1 protein-coding gene is annotated in these 1,394 nt (G+C 58.5%); it reads right to left on the bottom strand.

Annotated elements, in window-relative coordinates:
- Positions 1-131: 131 nt before the first annotated feature.
- Positions 132-1,202, bottom strand: coding sequence for a serine hydrolase domain-containing protein (locus tag AC630_RS41660; RefSeq protein ID WP_074124230.1), 1,071 nt, complete (start codon positions 1,200-1,202; stop codon positions 132-134).
- Between the last annotated feature and the right edge of the window lie 192 nt (positions 1,203-1,394).

Raw genomic sequence — 1,394 nt, 5'->3', positions numbered from 1 at the left:
CTCAGATCACGCGGCACCGAAGCTCGGTATCCTCTTCGCAGTCTCAGAAGCGGTGTTTGAAGGAATTCTTTTCTCCGAAATTTGAGCGCCGTTGCGTTTTCACACAGCCAAGGCCCGAAGCTGACCTCAGCCTAACTAACGCTTTGGGTGGGAGGAGTTGGATAGTCTGTCACGGCAGGCAGCACAAATTGGTTAGGGATGGCGAGCGGGATCGAATATCTGTGGTCGAAAGCGTTCACGACGACAACGAGATCGAGCCCGGGCACGATGAATAGCCGTTGGCCACCACTGCCGAACCCGGCGGTCCAGACCAGATCGTGACCATTGAGCAGTGAACGGCCAAGCCACCACTGATAGCCATAATATAGCGCCCCGTGGCCCTCGGCGTTCACGCGCGGCTTCGTCGAACTGGCGATCCACCAAGCAGGCACGATTTGCCTCCCGTTCCAGCGCCCGTCAGCTACCATGAGCTGACCGAGCTTGGCGAGATCGCGAGGCCGTAACCGCAATCCGGCAAAGGCTGCAAGCTCAACACTGCCTGTAAAGCTCAACCACTCGACATCCGTGATGCCCAGCGGTTCAAACAGCTTCTGAGCGGCAAAAACATCGATCCGTTGGCCAACGGCCTTAGCTAGAGCCGCGCCCAGCAGGCTGGTAGCGCCGCCGCTATAGTTGAACGACACGCCGGGTGAGGATGCCATCGGCTGCTCCAGCACATAGCGGTAGGGGTCCTTCGCCTCAAGCAGTTGCCGCTCGTTGTTGCGCTGACTTTTCCACGCCCGGCTTTCGTCCCAACGTAGCCCATGCGACATGGTGAGCAGATGCTCGAAGTTGATGCGCGCGTTCTTGGTTGTGCGCAGAGCGGCGTATTCTGGAAAGTAATCGACAACCGAGGAAGTGAGCGGCGGAAATCTCTCCTCGCTCACCGCGATGCCGATCAGAAGCGAGGTTACGCTTTTCGAGATCGAGCGGATGTCGTGCTTTGTTTCCGTCGAGAATTGAACCGGCTCCGACCACTCCATCCAGCGGCGCTCCCGGCCACGGAAATAGCGCTCGAACACGAGCTTTCCGCGCCGCACGATGACGACCGCGTGTACGTTGCGGTTCGGCCATTGTCTGAGAAATGCGTCGAGCCCGGAAAGTCGAGCGGCGTCAAGTTCGACATCGGCGGGAGAGGCAACGGCCCATCCGTCGTCAAGCATTGAAGAAGCCTGCAATTGTTTTAGATGGACTAAGGATCGCAATGGTTAGCCCGCCCATTGAGAGAGCGCAAATGTCTCCTTCTGGCCCATCTGCGACATGGGCAGGTTCAGCCGACCAGCTGGCAGTGCCCGCTGATGACAGTACCGTCGCGTTTATGCGCCTTAAGCGTGCCGTCGACGCGGTTGATGAAA

Source organism: Bradyrhizobium sp. AS23.2, from assembly GCF_001908185.1.
GTDB lineage: Bacteria > Pseudomonadota > Alphaproteobacteria > Rhizobiales > Xanthobacteraceae > Bradyrhizobium.
The sequence above is the reverse complement of the archived record's forward strand: the minus strand, read 5'-3'. Positions and strand labels throughout refer to the sequence as shown.

Bases quoted from the DNA above. Each gene is read 5' to 3' on its own strand.
- AC630_RS41660 (WP_074124230.1), bottom strand. From the start codon at position 1,202: ATGCTTGACGACGGATGGGCCGTTGCCTCTCCCGCCGATGTCGAACTT.